The 14,748-nt window shown below is 68.2% G+C and carries 14 protein-coding genes; 11 read left to right on the forward strand and 3 right to left on the reverse strand.

Annotation, left to right across the window (positions count from 1 at the left end):
- Positions 1–6: 6 nt before the first annotated feature.
- The 11 genes from KT882_RS17830 (at position 7) to KT882_RS17880 (ending at position 11,317) form a co-directional block, all read left to right on the forward strand.
- Entirely contained in the window at positions 7–864 is an 858-nt protein-coding gene (locus tag KT882_RS17830) for a citrate synthase family protein (RefSeq protein ID WP_228892835.1), read from the forward strand.
- Complete coding sequence (locus tag KT882_RS17835; protein WP_228892838.1) at positions 861–1,700, forward strand: citrate synthase family protein; 840 nt, start codon at positions 861–863, stop codon at positions 1,698–1,700. Before KT882_RS17830 ends, KT882_RS17835 begins: the two co-directional genes overlap by 4 nt.
- 103 nt (positions 1,701–1,803) lie before the next feature.
- Entirely contained in the window at positions 1,804–3,930 is a 2,127-nt protein-coding gene (locus KT882_RS17840; protein ID WP_228892842.1) for a TonB-dependent receptor plug domain-containing protein, read from the forward strand.
- Positions 3,931–4,068: 138 nt separating this feature from the next.
- Positions 4,069–4,932: an STAS domain-containing protein gene (locus KT882_RS17845; RefSeq protein ID WP_161071229.1), complete on the forward strand. Its 864-nt coding sequence runs from the start codon at positions 4,069–4,071 to the stop codon at positions 4,930–4,932.
- Positions 4,933–4,939: 7 nt separating this feature from the next.
- Positions 4,940–5,296, forward strand: a complete 357-nt coding sequence (locus KT882_RS17850) for an STAS domain-containing protein (protein WP_161071228.1) — start codon at positions 4,940–4,942, stop codon at positions 5,294–5,296.
- A complete protein-coding gene (locus KT882_RS17855; RefSeq protein ID WP_228892850.1) occupies positions 5,293–5,709 on the forward strand; it encodes an ATP-binding protein in 417 nt (138 codons plus the stop codon). The genes KT882_RS17850 and KT882_RS17855 overlap by 4 nt, the downstream gene beginning before the upstream one ends.
- The gene (locus tag KT882_RS17860) at positions 5,694–6,734 is read left to right on the forward strand and encodes an ATP-binding protein (RefSeq protein ID WP_228892851.1); all 1,041 of its coding nucleotides are present in this window, start codon (positions 5,694–5,696) and stop codon (positions 6,732–6,734) included. The genes KT882_RS17855 and KT882_RS17860 overlap by 16 nt, the downstream gene beginning before the upstream one ends.
- On the forward strand, positions 6,731–8,536 hold the full coding sequence (locus KT882_RS17865) for an ATP-binding protein (protein ID WP_161071225.1): 1,806 nt from the start codon (positions 6,731–6,733) through the stop codon (positions 8,534–8,536). Before KT882_RS17860 ends, KT882_RS17865 begins: the two co-directional genes overlap by 4 nt.
- Entirely contained in the window at positions 8,533–10,047 is a 1,515-nt protein-coding gene (locus KT882_RS17870; protein WP_161071224.1) for an ATP-binding response regulator, read from the forward strand. The genes KT882_RS17865 and KT882_RS17870 overlap by 4 nt, the downstream gene beginning before the upstream one ends.
- 107 nt (positions 10,048–10,154) lie before the next feature.
- Entirely contained in the window at positions 10,155–10,508 is a 354-nt protein-coding gene (locus KT882_RS17875; RefSeq protein WP_161071223.1) for a hypothetical protein, read from the forward strand.
- A gap of 20 nt (positions 10,509–10,528) precedes the next feature.
- Positions 10,529–11,317, forward strand: coding sequence for a trypsin-like serine peptidase (locus KT882_RS17880; RefSeq protein WP_161071222.1), 789 nt, complete (start codon positions 10,529–10,531; stop codon positions 11,315–11,317).
- 174 nt (positions 11,318–11,491) lie between these two features.
- Here the strand turns inward: KT882_RS17880 and KT882_RS17885 are convergent, their stop codons facing one another.
- From KT882_RS17885 to KT882_RS17895, 3 genes are read right to left on the reverse strand one after another with little or no spacing between them, the layout of a single operon-like run.
- Complete coding sequence (locus KT882_RS17885) at positions 11,492–12,805, reverse strand: TonB family protein (protein ID WP_161071221.1); 1,314 nt, start codon at positions 12,803–12,805, stop codon at positions 11,492–11,494.
- A 56-nt stretch (positions 12,806–12,861) separates the two neighbouring features.
- Positions 12,862–13,404, reverse strand: coding sequence for a response regulator transcription factor (locus tag KT882_RS17890; protein WP_161071220.1), 543 nt, complete (start codon positions 13,402–13,404; stop codon positions 12,862–12,864).
- Positions 13,405–13,408: 4 nt separating this feature from the next.
- A complete protein-coding gene (locus tag KT882_RS17895; protein ID WP_161071219.1) occupies positions 13,409–14,728 on the reverse strand; it encodes an ATP-binding protein in 1,320 nt (439 codons plus the stop codon).
- Between the last annotated feature and the right edge of the window lie 20 nt (positions 14,729–14,748).

Consider the following 14,748-nt stretch of genomic DNA (forward strand, 5'->3'; position numbering starts at 1 on the left):
GAAAACATGAAGAACAACGCAACCCCCTCATCCAAAGACCTGATCCACACCGCCATCTGGCAGGAAACGCCGGAAGCGGACAATCCCTTCGCCACGCGCGCCGCCTACTGCCGTGGCTACGACGTGTACGGCGCCATGGCCGGCAATGCGCGCTGGATGGAAATGCTCTGGCTGCTGCTGCGCGCCGAGCTGCCCGCCGGCCCCGAGCTGGACATCCTGGAAGCGCTGGCCGTGGCGCTGGCCAATCCCGGCCCGCGCGACGCGTCCGTGCACGCCGCCATGTGCGGCGGCGTGGGCGGTTCGACCGCCGCCTCCTCGCTGATGGCCGCGCTGGCCGTGGGCGCCGGCCGCTCCGGCGGCGCGCGCGAAGTGCACGACGCCATGACCATGTGGAAGCGCTGCGGCGCGGACCTGGCCGCCTGGCGCGCCTTCCACGCCGCCAGCGCACACGACCCGGTCGACGTCTGGCCCGAACAAAGCCACTTGCCGGGCTTCGATCCGCACGGCGCCGCCACCCCGCTGCCGGTGCGCCAGCTGCTCGCCACGCTGGACCGCATGGGCGCCGGCCCCGGCACGACCTGGCTGCACGCCGGCCTGGAAGATGCGCGCGCCGCCGCCGGCTTGCCGCTCGCCATGTGCGGCGTGGCCGCCTGCGTGCTGCACGACCTGGGCTTCAGCCCGGACGAAGGCGAAATGCTGTACCTGCTGCTGCGCCTGCCCGGCGCCGCCGCCCACGCGCTGGAACAGAAGGCCGTCGGCTTCAAGCGTTTCCCCTTCTACAAGCTGGAACTCGACCCGGCCGCCACGCCGCCGGTGCCCGTATCGGTTCCGGCATCGGCCGCCATTGAAAAGGAAGCAGCATGAGCGCTCACCTAAAAGAAGTCCTGCAAGGCCCGGCCCTGCTGCAGCACCACGCAGGCCGCCTGCACACCAAGGTGGGCGCCGCCTTCCCCGGCAGCCACGCCGTATTCCGCGGCCACGACCTGCACCGCGACCTGTGCAGCCTGGAATGGGTGCAGCTCTACGCTTATGGCATCACCGGCCGCCACCTGAGCGCCGAACAGGCCGAGCTGGTGCAAGCCATGTGGACCCATACCTCCTACCCGGACGCCCGCCTGTGGAACAACCGCGTGGCGGCGCTGGCCGGCAATGCGCGCAGCAGCGCCTCGCTGGCCATGGTGGCCGGCATGGCCGTGTCGGAAGCGACGACCTACGGCGGCCAGGCCACCATGCTGTGCATGACTTTTTTGCAGACCGCACTGCGCCGCGTGCAGGCCGGCGAGGCGCTGGCCGACGTGGTGTGGGAGGAAACCGCGCGCAGCAAGATCTACGGTTTTGGCCGCCCCATCAACTCGCACGACGAGCGCATTCCCTTCATTATGGAACTGGCCGAGCGCCTGGGCCTGCACAACGGCCCGCACCTGGCGCTGGCCTGGCAGGTCGAGCGGGTGCTGCTGAGCCGCTACGCCCAGCTGCATATGAACTACTCGGGCCTGCATGCGGCCATCATTGCCGACATGGGCATGTCGGTGCGCGAACTGCAGCTGCTGCGTATGCCTATCTTTATAGCAGGCATGGCTCCCTGCGTGGTGGAGGCAGCGGAAAAGCCGGAGCGCGTGCTGTTCGCCACGCCCTGCAGCGCCGTCGAGTACAGCGGTCGCGCGCCAAGGGAATGGCGAACGGTTGCCTCGCCTAATTAAGTAACTTGCAAGCTGCACGCTAGCAACAGTGCGTGCTTTTTTGTCCCATGAGCAAATCGTGCCACGCTACAATGGGAAAAATATCACACTCTGGAGATAGCTCTTGAAGTCTTCCCGCGCATCACGTATCTGGCTGGCAGTGGCTTTCGCCCTGCCTGCCCTGATCGCACAAACCCAGGCCCAGGCTCAAACGCAAGGCGGCCCCAGCAGCGAAGAAGACGAACTGACCATGGTCTATGGCGACGCCGACAGCGTCAGCATCGCCACCGGCAATCTGCAGACGCTGCGCCGCGCGCCGGCCGTGGCCTCCGTGGTGACGGCGGCCGACATCGCCGCCATGGGCGCCGCCGACCTCGACCATGTGCTGGAAACCGTGGCCGGTCTGCATATTTCCCGCAGCCCCAACAGCTACACGCCGCTGTACATCATGCGCGGCGTGTTCAGCCAGTATGCGCCGCAGGTGCTGGTGCTGCAGAACGGCGTGCCCGTCACCACGCTCTACATCGGCAACAAAGGCAATGTCTGGGGTACTTTCCCGGTTGAGCAGATTTCGCGCATCGAGGTGATACGCGGCCCCGGCTCGGCGCTGTACGGCTCGGACGCCTTCTCCGGCGTAATCAACATCATCACCAAGGGTCCGGCCGAAGCGGCGGGAACCGAAGTCGGCCTGCGCCTCGGCTCCTTCCAGGCGCGCGACGCCTGGGTGCAGCACGGCGGCAAGCTCGGCCCCATCGAGATCGCCGCCTACCTGCGCACCGGCACCACCGACGGCCAGCACCGCACGCTGGAAGCGGACGCGCAGACCCGCAACGACACCCTGCTCGGCACCCACGCCAGCCTGGCCCCGGGCGGCGTAAACACCGGCGGCGACGCGGTGGACCTGAACCTGGAAGCCGGCTATGGCCAGTGGCGCGCGCGCTTCGGCTACAAGCTGCGCGACCGCCAGGGCAGCGGCGCCGGCATCGCCTCCGCGCTGGACCCGGTGGGCGTGGGCCGCAGCGAACGCATCAACACCAGCCTGGGCTGGGCGGACGCGCAGTTCAGCCGCAACTGGGGCCTGGGGGCCAGCATCAGCACCCAGTCCTACGCGCAGGAGCTGGACGGCTACATCCTGCTGCCGCCGGGCACCCGCTTCCCGACCGGGCTGTTCCCGAACGGCATGATAGGCATCCCGGAAACCTGGGAGCGCTCGACCCGGCTCACCGCCTATGCCGACTACAGCGGCTTCGCGGACCACCACGTGCGCGTGGGCATAGGCCACGACGACCTGGACCTGTACCGCACGCGCGAGCGCCGCAATTTCACCTACACGGCCAACGGCACCCCCGTGCCGCTGCCGGGCCTGGCGGACTTCAGCGACAGCAATCCCTTTATGCGGCCGCACAAGCGCCGCATCGACTACCTGTACGCGCAGGACGAATGGCGCCTGGCCACCGACTGGACCCTGACCGCCGGCGTGCGCCACGACCGCTATTCCGACTTTGGCGGCACCACCAACCCGCGCTTCGCGCTGGTGTGGGACGCCACCTTCGACCTGACCGCCAAGCTGCTGTACGGCCGCGCCTTCCGCGCGCCGTCCTTCAACGAGGCCTACAGCCTGGCCAACCCTGTGGCGCGCGGCAACGCCAACCTGAAGCCGGAAACCGACCGCACGCTGGAAGCGGCCTTCTCCTGGCAAGCCCAGGCGGACGCGCAAATCAACCTGACGCTGTACCGCTACGAGATGAGCAACATCATCCGCCTGGTGCCGAACATGATGGCCGGCACCGGCTCCACCTTTGCCAACCAGGGCGACCAGACCGGCCACGGCATGGAGCTGGAAGGCAACTGGAACGTCAACCGCGAGCTGCGCCTGGTGGGCAATTACGCCTGGCAACGCTCGGTGGACGAGGCCACGCAGAAGGACGCCGGCTACGCGCCGCGCCACCATCTGTTCGGCCGCGCCGACTGGCAGTTCGGCGGCAACTACACGCTGTCGCCGCAGCTGAACTGGGTGGCCGGCCGCCAGCGCGCCACCGGCGACCTGCGCAAGCCCATCGCCGACTACCGCACCTTCGACCTGACGCTGTCGACCCGGCGCGGCAAGAACCAGTGGAACTTCTCGGCCGCCGTGCGCAACATCTTCGACGCCGACGCGCGCGAGCCGACGCTGGCGCCGGGCCTGGCGCTGCCCTTCGACCTGCCCCTGGCCGGGCGCTCGTTCTCGGTCCAGGCCAGCTACAAGCTGTAATTCCCCGCTCCGCTTCCCTCTCCCGTCCTGCCTGCCCGGCCGCTGTATGCGGCTGGGCACGCCACATTTCAATTTAACCAAGGTTTTAAAGTTTTCCTGCTAGACTGTTTTCTCTTTATCCATTTTTGTGGGGTACGCATGAGCAAGCAGAGCACCGGAAATCTCGCCAACATCCTGAGCAAAAACCAGGAAGCACTGCTGGAGGGCTGGCTGAGCGGCATGCTGTCGCGCACGGTGCGCCGCGACAAGGGGGCCGAGGCCGAAATGCGGCAACAGGCCATGCGCCTGCTGCCGCTGCTGGTCAAGGCCACCGAAGCCGGCGCCAGCTATGAAATCGACGGCCCGGCCTGGGGCGAGGTGCGCCAGCTGCTCAGTGATATCTCCGCCAACCGCGTGCGTCAAGGCTACACCCCGACCGAGACGGCCACCTTCGTGTTCTCGCTCAAAGAGCCGCTGTTCGCAGGCCTGCGTGCCGAACTGGCGCACGACAGCGCCGCGCTGGGCGAGGAACTCGCCGAGACCGGCAACCTGTTCGACCGCCTCGGCCTGTACACCGTCGAGGAATACCAGCGCAACCGCGAAGGCGTGATCCTGCGCCAGCAGCAGGAGCTGCTGGAACTGTCCACCCCGGTGGTGCAGCTGTGGCGCGACGTACTGGCCCTGCCCCTGATCGGCACCCTCGACAGCGCGCGCACCCAGGTGGTGATGGAGAACCTGCTGCAGAAGATTATCGACACCAGCGCCTCCATCGCCATTATTGACATCACCGGCGTGCCCACCGTGGACACGCTGGTGGCCCAGCATTTGCTCAAGACCGTGGCCGCCGCGCGCCTGATGGGCGCCGACTGCATCATCAGCGGCATCCGCCCGCAGATCGCGCAAACCATCGTCCACCTGGGCGTGAACCTGGAGGACGTGACCACCAAGGCCACGCTGGCGGACGCCTTCCAGACCGCCATGAAGCGGCTGGGCGCCTCGGTCACCTACCACCAGGCAGTGTGAGGCCCGCATGGAACGCATCCCGATACTCAAGATGGGCCAGCTGCTGCTGGTGACCATACAGGTCGACATGCACGACAGGCTGGCGATGACCCTGCAGGACGACCTGACCGCGCGCATCGTGCAGGACCGCGCGCGCGGCGTGCTGATCGACATTTCCACGCTGGACATCGTGGACTCCTTTATCGGCCGCATGATCAGCAACACGGCCGCCATGGCGCGCGTGCTGGACGCGCACACCGTGCTGGTGGGCATGCAGCCGGCCGTGGCCATCACGCTGGTGGAGCTGGGCCTCAAGCTGGAAGGCGTACAGACGGCGCTGAACGTCGAAAAAGGCGTACAGCTGCTTCAGCGCCAGATCGCATGAACGCGCCTCCTCCCGGCGCCGTGGTGCTGCCGCTGCGGCTCGACGAGGACGTGGTGCGGCTGCGCCAGCAGGTGCGCGAGCAGCTGGTGGCGGAGCGCTTCAGCCTGGTCGACCAGACCAAGATGGTGACGGCGGCCAGCGAGCTGGCGCGCAACACGCTGCGTTACGGCGGCGGCGGCGAGGCGCACCTGCTCCACGTCAACAACGGCATGCGGCGCGGGCTGCAGCTGGTGTTCACCGACGATGGTCCCGGCATCGACGATATTCCCCGCGCCCTCACCGATGGCTACACCAGCGGCGGCGGCATGGGCCTGGGACTGTCCGGCGCCAAGCGGCTGGCGGACGAGTTCGACATTATTTCGGCGCCCGGCGCCGGCACCACCGTCAGCATCACCAAATGGAAACCTTTCTAAATCCGCCGCAGCAGTGCTGCCCGGTATCCGACGCCACCCACGTGGCCGCCGCGCGCCGCGCCGCCGCCGAACTGGGCGCGCAAGCCGGGCTGGACCCGGTGCGCGCCGGCGAGCTGGCCATCGTGGTGACCGAAGCGGCAAGCAACATCCTGAAACACGCCGGCCACGGCGAGATCCTGCTGCGCGCGCTGCACGCCGGCGGCCGGGCCGGTGTGGAGGTGCTGGCACTGGACAACGGTCCCGGTATGGCCAGCCTGGCCACCAGCCTGCAGGACGGGCGCACCACGGCGGGCAGCTACGGCGTGGGCCTGGGCGCGATGCAGCGCCTGTCGAGCAGTTTCGACGCCTACAGCGCGCCCGGCCAAGGCACGGTGGTCTGGCTGACGCTATGGCCGCAGCCGAGCCAGGCCGACGCGGCCGCGCCGCCGCTAGCGCTGGACGTGGGCGTGGTCTGCCTGCCCATGCACGGCGAAACCGCCTGCGGCGACGGCTGGGCCCTGGCCTGCGGCCCCACCAGCGCCACGGTGCTGGTGGCCGACGGCCTGGGCCACGGCCCGCTGGCGGCCGACGCCTCGCGCCTGGCCGCGCAGACTGTGCTGGCCAATCCGGCCCAGCCCGCTTCCGTGCTGCTGCGGGACGTGCACGATGCGCTGCGCGCCACGCGCGGCGCGGCCGCCGCCGTGGTGCGCATCGACATGCTGGCAGGGCAGCTGCAACTGGCCGGGGTGGGCAATATTGCCTGCCACGCCTGGAGCGACGGCGCGCGGCGCCAGCTGGTGTCGCACAACGGCATCGTCGGCAGCAATATGCGCAAGGTGCAGGAATTCCCCGCGCCCTGGGACCATGACGGTATGCTGATACTGCATAGCGACGGCCTGGGCTCTCGCTGGAACCTGGACGACTACCCCGGCCTGGCCCGGCGCCATCCCGCAGTGATCGCCGCCGTGCTGTACCGCGATTTTTCGCGCCGCCGCGACGACGTCACCGTGCTGGTGCTGCGCGACCACCAGGGAGGCCAGCCATGAGCCTGCGCATCCTCAGCATGGCCATCGTGGCCGAGGTGGACGTGGTGGCCTCGCGCCAGCGCGCGCGCCAGATCGCCGCGCTGTGCGGCTTCGGCGGCCAGGACCAGACCCGCATTGCCACCGCCGTGTCCGAACTGGCGCGCAACGTCTACAACTACGCCAGCAGCGGCCGCATCGAGTTCAGCGTGGAAGGCGGCACCGCGCCGCAGCTGCTGGTGATACGCATCGAGGACCAGGGGCCGGGCATCGCCAACCTGCAGCTGGTGCTGTCGGGACGCTACCAGTCCCCCACCGGCATGGGCATGGGCCTGCTGGGCGCGCGCCGCCTGATGGACCAGTGCGACATCAATACCGAGCCCGGCAAGGGCACCTTGATCCTGCTGAAGAAGCTGCTGCCGGCCGAGGCGCCGCTGCTGACGGCTGCGGCGGTGGGCGCGCTCGGCGCCCAGCTGCACGCCCTGCCGCCGGACGCTGCGCTGTCGGAAATGCAGCAGCAGAACAAGGAACTGCTGGCCACGCTGGCCGAACTGAACGCGCGCCAGGAAGAGCTGCTGCAGCTCACGCGCGAGCTGGAGGACACCAACCGCGGCGTGGTGGCGCTGTACGCCGAGCTGGACCAGCAAGCCGAGCACCTGCGCGGCGCCGACGAGATGAAGACGCGCTTCCTGTCGAATATGAGCCACGAGTTCCGCACCCCGCTCAATTCCATACGCGCGCTGTCCAAGCTGCTGCTGGACCGCATCGACGGCGACCTGGGCAGCGAGCAGGAAAAACAGGTCGGCTACATCCTGAAAAGCGCCGAGTCGCTGGCCGAGCTGGTGGACGACCTGCTGGACCTGGCCAAGATCGAAGCGGGCAAGATCGACATCCACAGCGCCGACTTCGACGTCGGCGAGATGTTCAGCGCGCTGCGCGGCATGCTGCGCCCGCTGCTGGTGAGCGCCAAGGTGGACCTGGTGTTCGACATGCCGGAGCCGGAGCTGCATATGTTCAGCGACGAGGCCAAGCTGTCGCAGATCCTGCGCAACTTCATTTCGAACGCCCTCAAGTTCACCGAGGCGGGCCAGGTGCGCGTGTCGGCCGAGCTGCTGCCGGACGGCGCCGGCGTGCGCTTTGCCGTGCAGGACAGCGGCATCGGCATCGCGCCCGAAGACCAGCAGATGGTGTTTGAAGAATTCAGCCAGGTGGCGGGCCACCTGCAGCGCAGCGCCAAGGGCACCGGCCTGGGCCTGCCGCTGTGCCGCAAGCTGGCCGGGCTGCTGGGCGGCAGGGTCGGCCTGACCAGCACGCCTGGCGTGGGCTCGACCTTCTTCGCCACCCTGCCGCGCATGCTGCGCGAATCCGCTCCGCCGCTGCACGATGGACTGGCCGCCGGCCCTGCGCCCGGCGGCGCCGACGGCGGCATCCCGGTGCTGGTGGTCGAGGACGACCGCACCGCCATGCTGCTGTACCGCAGCTTCTTCCGCAACACCCCCTACCGCGCCGTGTGGGCGCGCAGCCTGTGGGAGGCCGAGCAGGTCTGGAACACCACGCCGCCGGCCGCCGTCATCCTCGACCTGTACCTGAACGGCACCGACACCTGGCGCTGGCTGACGCAGACCAAGAACGACGAGCGGCGCCGCCATGTGCCGGTGATTATCGCGTCCGAAGTGGCGGACCGCCAGAAAGCCTATGCGCTGGGGGCGGACGCCTATTTCGTCAAGCCGGTGCCGCGCGCCGAACTGCTGGCCCAGCTCAATGCCCTTTACCTGGCTGCGTCCGGCGCCGGCGCGCCGCCACCCAACCAGCACGAGGCGCCATGATGTCGCACGACCTGATCCTCAATGTGGACGATACCGAAGCGGCGCGCTACGCCAAGTCGCGCATCCTGCAGCGCGCCGGATTCCAGGTCATCGAAGCGGCCAGCGGCGGCGAGGCCCTGGCCAAGACGGCCAGCGAAAACCCGGCCCTGGTGCTGCTCGACACCAAGCTGCCCGACCTGAGCGGCTTTGAAGTGTGCCGCCGCCTGAAACAGAACCCGCACACCGCCATGGTGCTGGTGCTGCAGACTTCGGCGTCCTACGTGGCCTCGCCGGACCGCGTGCGGGCGCTCGACAGCGGCGCCGACAACTACCTGATCGAGCCGATCGAACCGGAAGAGCTGGTGGCCAATGTGCGCGCCCTGCTGCGGCTGGCCAAGGCGGAGCGCGAGCTGCGCGAGGCGAACCGCCTGAAAGACGAGTTCCTGGCCATCCTGGCGCACGAGCTGCGCAATCCGCTGGGGCCGATCCGCAACGCGGTGGAGGTGCTGCGCAATCTCGACCCGTACGCGCCGCAGCCGCAGGAGAGCGCGCGCCAGATGATCATCCGGCAGACCGACCACATGGTGCGCCTGGTGGACGATTTGCTGGACGTGTCGCGCATTTCGCAGGGCAAGATCACGCTGCGGGTGGCGCCGGTGGAGCTGGGCGAGATGCTGCGTTCGGTGCTCGACACCGCGCGCGAGGCGTGCGAGCGGCGGCGCCACGCCCTGTCCGTCGAGCTGCCCGACGAGCCGCTGTGGGTGGCCGGCGACGGCGTGCGCCTGGCGCAGATCGCCGGCAACCTGCTCAACAACGCCTGCAAGTTCACGCCGCTGGGCGGCGTCGTCACCGCCAGCCTGACGCGCGAGGGCGACACGGCGCTGATACGCATCCGCGACAACGGCATCGGCATTCCGGCCGCGCAGATCGGCAACATCTTCAAGCTGTTCGCGCAGGCCGGGCATGCGTCGGACCGCGTGCAGGACGGCCTGGGCATCGGCCTGTCGCTGGTACGCACGCTGGTGGACCTGCACGGCGGCAGCGTGGCCGCTGAAAGCCCCGGCGAAGGCCAGGGCAGCACGTTCGAGATCCGCCTGCCGCTGTGCGCCGCGCCGGAGGGCGTGGCGAGCACCGCCGCCGCCGAAGACAGCCCGGCAGCCGGGCCGAGCAGGCGTGTGCTGGTCGTGGACGACAACGTCGACTCGGCCGACATGGTGGCCTCGCTGCTCAGCTTTTGCGGCCACGAGGTGGTCACCGCCCACACCGGCACGGACGCCATCCGCCTGGCGCTGGCGTTCCGGCCGCACTTGGTGTTCCTCGACATCGGCCTGCCGGACATGCCCGGCACGGAAGCGGCCAGCGCCATGCGCAAGCTGCCCGAGCTGGCCGGCGTGCGCCTGGTGGCGCTCAGCGGCTACGGCCAGGAGCGCGACCGCGAAAACGCCCTGGCCGCCGGCTTCGACCGCCACCTGACCAAGCCGGCCACATTCGAGGCGCTGGAAGCGGCGGTGCGCGATCTGCACTTGCCATGACCTGCGTCAAGGCAGTCCCCACAAAACATTGCATATCCACCGGGCCGGCATAGGCTGAACTTTAGCAAGCGGGGCAGGCCTGTCCGCTTCACCTAAAGGAGGCGACTATGTTGATCAACTCACCATCCCACGCTGCGCTGGCCGCCCTGTTCATGGCGGGCTCGGCTTTTGCAGCGCCGCAGGACACCACCACCAGCATCAAGCGCGACGCCGACCCGCAGCGCGCCGCGGCCGAGCCGTCCTACCAGACGCGCGAGGAGCGGCTCAGCGCCAAGCCGCTGGACTGGAACGTGACCAAGGGCAAGCCCAAACGCCAGTCGCAGACGGCGGCCGAGAAGAAGGCGCTGGCCGGCGCCAAGCCCGAGCTGTCCGAAGGCGGCGCGCCCGATCCCAAGGCGGACGAGGAGGCGCGCCGCCTGCATCCGGACGACTGGAAGGCAGCGGACCAAAAGCAACGCTAACCACGGCAGGGAGATCTGAAATGGACAAGCACACAGGCAAGAAGGCGCTGGCGGGCTCGGCGGCATGGGCGGCGCTGGCTGCATTGGCAGGGCTCGGTTTCGCCGGCCCGGCCGGCGCCACGGTCGACATCTTCACGCAATACCAGGAAACGAACAACGCCAATACGCCGCGCGCGATCGGCAAGCTGTTCACCAGCGCGGGCACCTGCTCGGCGTCCGTCATCAGCGGCAACAACATCATCGTGACGGCGGCGCACTGCTGCTACGACCGCTCGCGCAACAACTGGATAGGCGGCTGGTCCTTCGCGCCGGCCTACAACAGCGGCAATGCGCCCTTCGGCATGTTCACCTGGTCGCAGGCGCGCATACTGACCAGCTGGATCAATAATGGGGATGTGGCTTCCGACGTCTGCCTGATCGCGCTGCAGAACGACTCGGCCGGGCGCGGCGTGACCTTCTACACGGGATGGCTGGGGCGGTCGTGGAATTACGGAAGCGTGCTCAGCCAGCATGCGCTGGGCTATCCGGGCAATCTGGGCGGCGGGAATACGCTGCAGGCCTGCGCGTCCGAGAGCTTCAGTCCCAGTGGGAGCTGCGGCGGCACCTCGGTGCTCAACACCGGCTGCTCGATGACCTTCGGCTCCAGCGGCGGACCGTGGCTGCGCGACTACCGGGGCGGCAACCATGTGGACTCGGTGGTGCACGGCTACGACAGCGCCAGCTGCACCGGCACCTTCGGCCAGACCTTCAACGGCGCGCGCTTCACCAGCGGGAATATCGCCACGCTGTGCACGGCGCAGGGGTGCTGAGCGGCGGCTCAGGCATGGCGGGTTACGTCGGCTGTCGCCGCCTAACCCGCCCTACGCCCAGCGCAATCCCGCCGCAATTCCCCCGCAATTCCGCCGCAATTCCGCCGCCAATTCTGCGGGCTCGTAGGGCGGGTTAGCGGCGCAGCCGCGTAACCCGCCAGCGCCGCCGCCCCGCTATTTCTTGCCGCTCAATCCGCTCAACTGCGCGCGCCACTGCGCTGCCGCAGCCACATCCACCGGACGGCCCAGTTCGCCGCGCTCCGCCACTTTCAGCATGCGCTGCACCGCCGGCAGATACCCGCGCTGCGCGGCCAGCTCATACAAGCGCAGCGCCTCCGCCTCGTCCTTGCGCGCGCCGCTGCCCTGCTCCATCATGCCGCCCAGCGCGAACTGCGCCACCGGGTAGCTCTGCGCAGCAGCCTTTCGGTACCATTCGGCAGCCACGGCCGTATCAGCCTCCGTGCCCTTGCCTTCTGCATAGGCATTCCCCAGCAAGTACTGCACAACCGGCGAACCCTTCGCCGCAGCCTTCTCCAGCAAGGGCAAGGCTTCCGCCTGGTCGCGTGGCGACTGCGAGCGCAGCAGCTCCATGCCCAGCCCCTGCAGCGCGGTCTGCTCGCCAAGTTCCGCCCCCCGGCGCAGCATGCGCTGCGCTTCGTCCGGGTCGCGCGCCACGCCCACGCCGCCGAAGTACATGGAAGCCAGGCCGGTGTACGCAATCGGCAAACCCGCATCGGCCGCCTTGCGCACCCAGGCATAGCCCTGCGCAGGATCCCGCTCGACGCCCTTGCCCGTCATATATTGCCCGCCCACCGCCATCATCGCCATCGCATGGCCCTGCTCGGCGGCTTTCATCAGCAAGGGATGCGCCAGCGCGACGTCCGCTTCGCTGCCCTTGCCGGCCAGGTAGTAGCTGCCCAGCATGAACTGCGCCTCGGCATAGCCGGTTTCCGCCGCCCTCTTCAGCCACGCCATCGCCTGCGCATCGTCGTGCTTCACACCCTTGCCGGTACGGATCAGTTCCGCCACCTTGTATTGCGCCTGCGGGTCGCCGCCCTCGGCCGCCGCCAGCGCCTCGGCGAACGCCGCCTGCAAGGCGGGATCTTTCTCGGGCAGGTCCAGTACCCACTTGTATTGCATCTGCATCCATGTGGTCGTGGGCTGGCCGCCTACCGTTCCGGGCTTGAACTTGCACTTGGCCAGGCCGAAGCGCGCGGCCTCGTCCAGCAGCGGATAGCCGCTGGATTTGTTCACCTTGGACTCGACCACCGTGCCGTCCTCGCCGATCTTGAACGCCATCGTGACGGTGCCCTGCTGCTCGCGCCGCAGCGCTTCCTGCGGCCAGACCGGTTTGTCGCACTTGCTGAAATCGGCCACGGCGCGGGTCGCCTTGGCGGGCGCGGCGGGCGTTTCGGCGCGGGCCGGGCCATGCAGGGTGGAGATGGCCACGGCCAGCGCCGCAGCTTGCTTCAAACGTGCCGTATCCATGGTGCCACCCTGCCGGTTAGTAAAAAAACCATCTTACCGGCTTGATATGCCCCTGTCTACTTCACGCGCTGCTTTTCCAGCTTGCGCGCCAGCGTGCGGCGGTGCATGCCGAGGCGGCGGGCGGCCTCGGAGATGTTGAAGTCGGTCTCGGCCAGCACTTCGTGGATGCGCTCCCACTCCAGCGTCTTGATGGATGTGGAGCGGTTGGTCATTTCCACCTCGGCGCTGCCGGCCACGTGGGCAAAGGCGGCTTCGATGTCGTCGGTGTTGGACGGCTTGGCCAGGTACTGGCAGGCGCCCAGCTTGATCGCTTCCACCGCCGTGTTGATGCTGGCGAAGCCGGTCAGCACCACGATCAGCATCTCCGGGTCGTGCGCGTGCAGCATCTGCACGCACAGCAGGCCGGAGGTGTTGTTCTTCAGTTTCAGGTCCACCACGGCGTAGCCCGGCGTATGCTCTTCGAGCAGCGCCTCGGCCTCCTCCAGGCTGGCCGCCAGCAGCACCTGGTAGCCGCGCCGCTCGAAGGAACGGCCCAGCGTGCGCGCAAAGGCGGCGTCGTCCTCGATGATGATGAGCTGGCGTACTTCTTCTTCGGTCATTCCTCTATTCCTCTTCCACTGCAATGGCCGTCAGCGGCAAGCTCAGCAAGACGGCGGCGCCGCCCTCCGGCCGGTTGCCAGCCTCCACCGTGCCGCCCAGGGTGCGCGCCACGTTCACCGTCAGGAACAGGCCCAGCCCACGGCCCGGCTTGCCCTTGCTTGAATTGTAGGGCTTGCCGAACTGCTCCAGGATGTCGGGCGCGAAGCCCGGGCCGCTGTCGCTGACCAGCAGCTTGATGGCGCCGTCCTCGCAGCGCGCCTCCAGCCGCACCCACTCGGGCGATGCTTCCAGTGCATTATCCAGCACATTGCAGATCATCTGCTTGAAGGCCGTGTCGAACACGACCGGCATGTCCTCGATGGTGTTGCGGTAATCGAAGGACGCCACCGGCCGGCTGGCGCACCATTCCTGCACCAGCTCGTCGAGGAAGGTGTTGATGGTGGTGCGCGCCGACGATTCGCCGCGCGCCTCGCCCGCCGACAGCAGGATGCCGCTGACGATGGATTTGCAGCGCGCCAGCTGGGCCTGCATCTCGCCGATTTCCTCCAGCAGTTCCGGATTCTTGCTGAACTCCGGCATGCGGCGCCAGTCGCCCAGTATCACCGACAGCGTGGCCAGCGGCGTGCCCAGCTCGTGCGCCGCGCCCGAGGCGAGCAGGCCCATGCGGACGATATGCTCCTCCTCTGCGGCGCGCTGGCGCATGCTGGCCAGCATGGCGTCGCCGGCGCGCAAATTGCTCATGATGCGGGTGATGAACACCACCAGCAGCGCGGCGTTCAGCGCGAAGCAGATCAGCATTCCCTGGATATACAGGCTGAAGTAGCCACGCTCGTGGAACAGCGGCAGCGCGATGGGCTTGGACCACACGGACAATCCGGCCAGGCAGGCGCTGGCGATGGCGACGATGGTCCAGGTGGACCAGGCCTCCAGCAGCACCGCGCTGAGGATGACCTGCAGCAGGTAGAGGTAGACAAAGGGATTCGAGGTGCCGCCGCTCAGGTAGAGCTGGGCCGTGAGGCTGGCCACGTCCACCAGGATGGCGAGAAACAGTTCGCCGTTCGACACGGCCCATTTCTCATGCCAGCGCAGCTGGCTGGCGACGTTGAAGGCGATCAGGCAGGCCAGCACTTCCAGCATGTAGACCAGCGGCAGCTTGATGCCTATGCCCCAGGCCACCACGAGGATGGTGGTGATCTGCCCGGCCACGGCGATCCAGCGCAGCTGTATCAGCTGCTGCATGTTCTGATGCCCTGCCGCCTGGCCGGCGCGGGCCGCCGCCAGGAAGGACGGCAATTTTGCTATTGAAAGTAGTTGGCCCGACATTCATCCTCGCCTGAGTTATG

This window comes from Pseudoduganella aquatica, assembly GCF_020865585.1.
Classification (GTDB): Bacteria; Pseudomonadota; Gammaproteobacteria; order Burkholderiales; family Burkholderiaceae_D; genus Rugamonas; species Rugamonas aquatica_A.

Excerpts from the sequence above, each read along its gene's own strand:
- KT882_RS17890 (WP_161071220.1), bottom strand. The coding sequence starts at position 13,404 with ATGACCGAAGAAGAAGTACGCCAGCTCATCATCATCGAGGACGACGCC.
- KT882_RS17870 (WP_161071224.1), top strand. The coding sequence starts at position 8,533 with ATGATGTCGCACGACCTGATCCTCAATGTGGACGATACCGAAGCGGCG.
- KT882_RS17860 (WP_228892851.1), top strand. The coding sequence starts at position 5,694 with ATGGAAACCTTTCTAAATCCGCCGCAGCAGTGCTGCCCGGTATCCGAC.
- KT882_RS17875 (WP_161071223.1), top strand. The coding sequence starts at position 10,155 with ATGTTGATCAACTCACCATCCCACGCTGCGCTGGCCGCCCTGTTCATG.
- KT882_RS17880 (WP_161071222.1), top strand. The coding sequence starts at position 10,529 with ATGGACAAGCACACAGGCAAGAAGGCGCTGGCGGGCTCGGCGGCATGG.
- KT882_RS17855 (WP_228892850.1), top strand. The coding sequence starts at position 5,293 with ATGAACGCGCCTCCTCCCGGCGCCGTGGTGCTGCCGCTGCGGCTCGAC.
- KT882_RS17895 (WP_161071219.1), bottom strand. The coding sequence starts at position 14,728 with ATGTCGGGCCAACTACTTTCAATAGCAAAATTGCCGTCCTTCCTGGCG.
- KT882_RS17850 (WP_161071228.1), top strand. The coding sequence starts at position 4,940 with ATGGAACGCATCCCGATACTCAAGATGGGCCAGCTGCTGCTGGTGACC.
- KT882_RS17845 (WP_161071229.1), top strand. The coding sequence starts at position 4,069 with ATGAGCAAGCAGAGCACCGGAAATCTCGCCAACATCCTGAGCAAAAAC.
- KT882_RS17865 (WP_161071225.1), top strand. The coding sequence starts at position 6,731 with ATGAGCCTGCGCATCCTCAGCATGGCCATCGTGGCCGAGGTGGACGTG.
- KT882_RS17885 (WP_161071221.1), bottom strand. The coding sequence starts at position 12,805 with ATGGATACGGCACGTTTGAAGCAAGCTGCGGCGCTGGCCGTGGCCATC.
- KT882_RS17835 (WP_228892838.1), top strand. The coding sequence starts at position 861 with ATGAGCGCTCACCTAAAAGAAGTCCTGCAAGGCCCGGCCCTGCTGCAG.
- KT882_RS17830 (WP_228892835.1), top strand. The coding sequence starts at position 7 with ATGAAGAACAACGCAACCCCCTCATCCAAAGACCTGATCCACACCGCC.